Raw genomic sequence first — 7,054 nt, 5'->3', positions numbered from 1 at the left:
AGTTTACTTATGATTGGTAACTTCGCCATAAAATGAATATTTTCAGCAAAAATAGGCAGTTACAATCTAAAAAAGTGTAATCATGATTACATTTTTCCATTTATTTTTCGGTATTTTTAATAAAGCATTCATTCTCACGCATACCTATATGAAGATGTCCACAAAACACGCACGCCTGCGCATCTTGTGGACATCTTCATCCTTTTATAAAACTGCCTGCTTTTTTTAAGCTGCTTTCTTTAATTGAACATTCACTTTTCTGCCACTCTTCCGGACCAATCTTCGAATCCAAAGATAATAGCCCGTCAACGGCAGGCTTGCGCCAATCAAAGCGGCCAGAAAGCTCAAGATGCGGGTGGCCCATCCTCCCCAACTGCCTACATGGACGGAGTATATCCAGCCACGGATTTTCCCGGAAGTGTCGGCATCCTTATATAAGGTAGTCCCGGTGATTTCACCATTACGGGGATTGAACGTATAGCGGTCGGCAGCACGACGGTTGCCCAACCGATTGAAGGAGACTGTAGCAGAGCCACGCGATACGGTTATCTGTTTATAATCAGGACTAAGCTCCTTCAGTTCTTCGTAAACCTTCTGCCAGTTTGCAAAAGGAGAGAAAGGCTTTCTTTCACGATTCTCGCCACCAGACCTGCCTTGAGCCCTATCTCCTCCGTGGGCAGCAGTTTGTGCCTGAGCACCATGTCCTCCACCCCCTTGCATGGTTTCCACTCCAAAAACTTTGTAGAAGCCGGTGCGATACCAGGAGAAAGACCATGTCAGTCCCGTAAGTGCCATCGCCAACAGAAAAATCAGCGTGTACATGCCGCCTGCCACATGCAGGTCGTACCAGAACCGGCGCCAACCTTTACCGGCAACAATCTTCAGACTGTTCTTTAAAGCCTTTTTTGTACGGGGCCACCAGATGACAACGCCTGACAGCAGCACAAAGACAAGCATCAGTGTGGCAGTGCCCACAATCATTTTCCCCCAGAAGATACTTCCATCGGGCTTCATGCTGTCCAACAGCCAGCGGTGCAGGCGGAACATGGTCATGAAAAACGGCGCACGCTCATACCGGCCCTTCACCTCACCCGTGTACTGGTCCACATAGACGGAGGCACGACGAGGTTTGGAAAGATTCACCTGCCAGGCACGTTCCGGATTGGACGATGCAGTGATACCCGTCACAGAGACACTATCCGGCAAAGTAGCGGCTACTTTTTCGGCCAACCGGCTCATGGGAAGCGGTGCCGGTCCGGCTTTTTCTACATAGTAGAGGTCGCGGCGGCAAAGCTCCATCACTTCCGTCTCGAATACCAGCATGGCACCGGAGAAGCAGATAAGGGTAATCAACAGTCCGAAGGGGACTGAAAGCCATAAATGTATCTTACTGAAAATTTTCTTCATAAGTATGTTCTCTTATTCATTTCATATCAGAACCTTTATTCCAGTTTACCTACACCGTTCAGTTGGGTTGCATTGACAACCAGACCTTTGGTAGCTGTTGCATTGGCAGGGTCTACCTTATAGATGGCAGGATAGCCGGAAGAGGTAGTGACTGCCACATATGCGTTGCCATTTTCCATGTACGGGGTATTACCAAAGCCAGAGACATCGCTTGGAAGGCCGTTCACATAAGTCAAAGCTCCAGTGGAGGCATTGAAGACGGCAAGTTGGTTGGCAACCTTGTCTGATGCCGTAATTGCCTTATCATACATCAGCAGCAGGAAATAATTACCTGAAATATACCAAGTCCGCAAGAAAGAGGCGCCATTGGCTTTCTCTTCAAGATTATAGTAATAAGCGGCATCAAATTCTTCTGCTTTGGTATCGATGCGTACAACTCCAGCAGGCAATGTAGTCTGCTGACGCGAATCACTCATGGTCTTGGCATAGCTCGGAGAAAATACATATACATAGCCGTCGTCGGCAAGCCAGTTCATCTGGTAGTACTGTGAACGGTTACGTCCGGCAGCATAACTGATTTTGTCTGTAGTGATGACCTTATGAGAATTCAGTGTCTGATCACCAAAGATAGCGATATGGCATTCATTAGGATACTGGGTCCATTGCAATTCGTCCTTCTCATAGGCACCGCTACCCTGCCCGCCGGATTCTGTCTTTATTAAATCCTCATTACCGGAAAGCACCCACTTGTAGCTACCGTCTTCGTTCTTCTGCATGCAACCATACTGGCTAAGCCCCATGGGAATGGCTGCTGCATAAACCTTACTGCCCACTTGTTCTATACCGGCCAGTGTTACGTATTCACCATTTTCAAGGAAATTTTCGGCAAGAAATGGAGTATCCTTTGTTACCGAGTTCTTTGTATAAGTCTGTTTCTCGACATCCAGATAGGAAATCAAAAAAGATTGGGGAGTATATCCATTTGCATCATTCAGTTCCGTAGGGCCGTCGCCGGTAGAAGTCGTCATTATAAATTGGTCATAATAGCCGTAGGTAGTGAAACGATTGACGTTATACTCCTGGCTACGTTTTTCCAGTTCACCGTTTGTATTCATAATGAACGACTGGGTAGTGCCTGCATTTCCCTGGTGATAGTTCAAGGCATACAGATATTTGTTTCCGTAGAACACCCAGTAAGTAGCCCCATCGTTCACAAGGCCATTGCCGGCAGCAGTAATTTCACCGCTTTCCAGTGACTCGGCTGTCAGCAGGACAGGAACGGAGCTACCTGAAACTGTAGCCGTGGCAGCTATCACATAGTTACCCTTTGAACCGGAACCGGAGCCGGAACCCGGTTCGTCTGTGTCTGTACAAGAAATTAAAGCCATTCCGGTCATTGCCATTGCCAAGAGGCCGGACAAAAGATAATTCTTCTTCATTTGTTCTTCTTATTAATTACACCTATTAAAACCATTATATTTATTAATCACCAAAATGTACACGTACCTTGCCATAGAACGCACGCCCGGCTTTCTGAAGACTGAAATTGTCGTACAAATCCTCGTTCGTGAAGTTGCGGCATTCAAACGAGATATTATAGCGGCCATTCTTCAGACTATAGCTCAATGTCAGGTTATGGGAGAACTGGTCGGGTACCATGAAATCCTTGTTCTTGCTACCGATGGCCTGCGAATAGTAGGAGAAGCTGTGCATGTACTGGTTGTCGTAAGTCACGGACAGCATATTCCCTTTCTTCCAGAGGTCGCGCCAATAGAAGTTTACGTCAAAATCAGCAAACTGATAGGGCACATTGGGAATGCGTGCCTTGTAACCGAGATTTTCCACAGAGTTGCCGGTACTGCCGATTTGCATCTTCTCATTGTCACGCACATTCATCTGCGTGAAGTTGCCGCCCACACTCAGCCAGCGTCCGAAGCCATAGCGTGCCGATACATTGTATCCCTTCGTCAGCACCTTGCCGTAGTTGGTATAAGTGGCCCCTTCTTTTCCTCCGCTCAAGTCCTGGATATTGCGCTGGATATAATCCTTCGTATTGCGGTATACCACACCGCCTTCCACGTAGACAGAATGTTTTCCAAAACTCCGGGAATAACTCAGGTTCAAGTTGATGTTGTCACTTTTCTCGGGACGGATGCCGATGTCTCCACTCTCCAGGTCTTCGTCACCAAACATCTCTTCGATAGTGGGCAGGCGGTAAGCTTTTTCATAAGAGAGCTTCGCCTGCAAACCGGGCAGGATGAAGTAGGTTCCGGCAGCACCATATCCCCAAGAGTCTACCGTACGGCTGGTGCGTACATAATTACTACCGATATCATCCTCGGCCATAGGTCCTGCCACATACTGGCGGTAGTATTTGCCGAATGCCGAGAAGTTCCACTTTTCGGAAGGCATCAGGCGGTATGACAAACCGGAGATATTCTTGCGGGTCTGCTTGGCAATGGCATCCGTCTGTTCTTCCACCGCCAACAGTGAAGTATTATCACGCTGGAATGCACTCAACACATGATTGAAAGTCAGCATGTGGACTCTGGCAATGCGGTAATTCAAGGTCAATGTACCGTTCCAATTGTCATTATCGGCACGGGAATACTGGCGGGACTGTTCGCCGGGACTGTTCAGCGGATGTTTCTCACCAAGCCAGTTGTATTCATAGCGGGCAGTATCCACATTCGTAGTGGCATTGCGATTGTAGTTGGCTGTCAACACCATATCCAGCCCCTTGATTATCAAGTTGCGTTTGCTGTATTCCATCGAAGGCATTAGTGAATGGCCGAAGCGGTGCTTTTCTCCGAAGACTGTCTTCTGGCGTACACCGGTCTGTATGTCCTTGTACATGTGCGAATAGGTGAAACCGAACATCAGCCGGTCTGCCCAACTTTTGTCCACAATACCCGCTTTGGCCACAATGGCTTCGTTGTGGTAAGTATCATTGAAACGCTTCACGCGCACCTTCTCACTTTCGTTGAAACTGCCCGTCTCAAAATCCTTTACCGGCACATCTACATGATAATCGTTGTCCGAGTAGTTTTGAAAGGCATTGATTTCATAGCTGAAACCGTTCTTGAAAGTCTGTCCGAAGTTAACGTATGAGCGGTGGGTATTGAACGAGCCGTAAGAATAAGAAGCATCCAGGAACCAGTTCCGGCGTTTCTTGTTGGTAACGATGTTGATGACACCTCCAATGGCATCCGTTCCGAAACCTACGGGAACCACACCTTTATATACCTCTATACGGTCGGCAAAGCTCACCGGAATATTGTTCAGGCTGAAGGAGCTTCCCACACCTTCCTGCGGCACACCGTCAATGAACACCTTGACGTGCTTTCCGCTAAAACCGTCCAGCATCAACTGCATATCCGAACCTACCCCACCCGACTCACGGAGTTTCATGCCCGGAGCCTTGGTCAAGGCATCGCTCAGATTCTTCGTGGTGTTCTGGAGTTCCTTTGTATCGACTGCCACAGCATTGAATGCCGACCTCTTCACCCGGCTTACTCCGGTAGAAACGATAGTCACCTCGTCCAGCTGTTGCGTTTCGGGAGCGATGGTTATGTTCAGCTTCATCCGCTCATCATTGACCAGTTTCACCTTTTTCTCCACCTTTGTATAACCTACGGCAGACACCACCAGCGTATAGTCGCCGGCAGGCGCCTTGATGTGATAGAGGCCTTCCTGATTCGTGGTTCCTCCATAACTCGTCCCTTTCAGATAAACAGTCGCAAAATCCACCGTTTCTTTTTCCGTAGAAATGATTCTACCCGAAATCATCCCTCCTCTCCTCTGCGCATGTACAGACAGAGAAGCCAACAGAAGGAAAAACAGCAGCGAGAATTTAAGTGTATATGCTTTCAATTTTATAATAATTATAATGTTGTTAGTAAACCGGTGCAAAGGTCATTATTAACAGCCAGCTGTGCAATCACTTATTGTAGGTAATTATATGGAGTGGATTTATCGTATATATCATATTATGCAATCACCATTGATAGGTATTATCAATAATAAATCTAAAAAAAGAGGAGCCGGGAAATGAAAAACCCCTATTTATAGGTATTGCCCAATATGCCTTTTTGTACGACCTTTGCTGCAAATTAAAACAAGACAACGGACAATAAATTATTAAAGTTTAAGTATGAAAATTGAAAAGATTGTAGCCCGTGAAATCCTTGATTCACGCGGCAATCCCACAGTAGAAGTGGACGTTATTCTGGAATGCGGTGTTATGGGACGCGCAGCAGTGCCTTCCGGTGCTTCTACCGGCGAGCACGAAGCGCTGGAACTTCGCGATGGCGACAAGCAACGCTACGGTGGTAAAGGTACACTAAAAGCAGTAGAAAACGTCAACAAGATAATCGCACCGGCACTGATTGGCTGGTCGTCACTGGAACAGCGTACCATCGACCACAAGATGCTTGAGTTGGACGGCACGCCTACCAAATCCAAGCTGGGTGCCAACGCCATTCTGGGTGTCTCACTGGCAGTAGCCAAAGCCGCTGCCAATTATCTCGATATACCTTTATACAGATATATCGGTGGAGTAAATACCTACGTAATGCCGGTCCCGATGATGAATATCATCAATGGAGGTTCACACAGCGACGCTCCTATCGCTTTCCAAGAATTTATGATTCGGCCGGTAGGCGCCTCTTCCTTCCGTGAAGGCCTGCGCATGGGAGCCGAAGTATTCCACGCCTTGAAAAAAGTGTTGCACGACCGCGGCCTCAGCACTGCCGTAGGTGACGAAGGCGGTTTTGCACCGGCACTGGCAGGAACAGAAGATGCGCTGGACTCCATCATGAGCGCCATCAAGGCTGCCGGCTACGAACCGGGCAAGGATGTGAAAATCGGTATGGACTGTGCCTCATCCGAGTTCTTTAAGAACGGTATCTATGACTACTCCATCTTTGAAGGCGAAAATGGTAAAAAACGTACTGCCGACGAACAAATAGCTTACTTGGAAGATTTGATTAATAACTACCCGATTGACTCCATCGAGGATGGCATGAGCGAAAACGACTGGGAAGGCTGGAAGAAGTTGACCGAACGCATCGGCAACCGTTGCCAGCTGGTTGGCGACGACCTGTTCGTGACTAACGTGGAATTCCTTGAAAAAGGTATTGCCATGGGCTGCGCCAATTCCATCCTTATCAAAGTCAATCAAATCGGTTCACTCAGTGAAACGCTGGATGCTATCGAAATGGCACACCGCCACGGTTATACCACAGTGACTTCTCACCGTTCCGGCGAAACCGAGGACGCCACCATTGCAGACATTGCCGTTGCCACCAACAGCGGACAAATCAAGACCGGTTCTCTGAGCCGCTCCGACCGCATGGCGAAGTACAACCAACTATTGCGCATCGAAGAAGAACTGGGTAACCTTGCTGTCTATGGCTACAAAAGAATAAAATAACCCTTTGTAGTGAATAAGTCATAAAGAGGGAATAGCGTCTTTGGGAAAAGGCGCTATTTTTATTAAAGAATCGTCTATATCTTTGCAAAAGTCATCCCCTACTATCCTCTATAGGAAAGATTCTTTCCAAGATGGTAGCAGGTTAATGTTTCATTGACTAAAGACTATTCGTCCGACAGTCGTTACATTATCGTCCGACATATGTTTAATTAT

4 protein-coding genes are annotated in these 7,054 nt (G+C 47.4%); 1 reads left to right on the top strand and 3 read right to left on the bottom strand.

From position 1 onward, the window contains the following. Window positions 1-225 precede the first annotated feature (225 nt). From ABUA47_RS21580 to ABUA47_RS21570, 3 genes are read right to left on the bottom strand one after another with little or no spacing between them, the layout of a single operon-like run. The gene (locus ABUA47_RS21580) at window positions 226-1,407 is read right to left on the bottom strand and encodes a PepSY-associated TM helix domain-containing protein (RefSeq protein ID WP_005832435.1); all 1,182 of its coding nucleotides are present in this window, start codon (window positions 1,405-1,407) and stop codon (window positions 226-228) included. A gap of 35 nt (window positions 1,408-1,442) precedes the next feature. Beyond that, on the bottom strand, window positions 1,443-2,846 hold the full coding sequence (locus ABUA47_RS21575; protein WP_005831492.1) for a DUF4374 domain-containing protein: 1,404 nt from the start codon (window positions 2,844-2,846) through the stop codon (window positions 1,443-1,445). Between the two features lie 43 nt (window positions 2,847-2,889). Further along, window positions 2,890-5,196 carry a TonB-dependent receptor gene (locus ABUA47_RS21570; RefSeq protein WP_229126640.1) on the bottom strand — a complete coding sequence of 769 codons (2,307 nt, stop codon included), beginning with the start codon at window positions 5,194-5,196 and terminating at the stop codon, window positions 2,890-2,892. A 364-nt stretch (window positions 5,197-5,560) separates the two neighbouring features. On the opposite strand from ABUA47_RS21570, the gene eno reads away from it, so the two are divergent. After that, window positions 5,561-6,841 carry a phosphopyruvate hydratase gene (gene eno / locus ABUA47_RS21565; RefSeq protein WP_005831501.1) on the top strand — a complete coding sequence of 427 codons (1,281 nt, stop codon included), beginning with the start codon at window positions 5,561-5,563 and terminating at the stop codon, window positions 6,839-6,841. Window positions 6,842-7,054: the final 213 nt, after the last annotated feature.

It is taken from the genome of Bacteroides sp. RTP31139st1_H2_RTP31139_211217, from assembly GCF_040227615.1.
Classification (GTDB): Bacteria; Bacteroidota; Bacteroidia; order Bacteroidales; family Bacteroidaceae; genus Bacteroides; species Bacteroides uniformis.
This window is presented reverse-complemented; position numbering and strand designations above follow the sequence as displayed.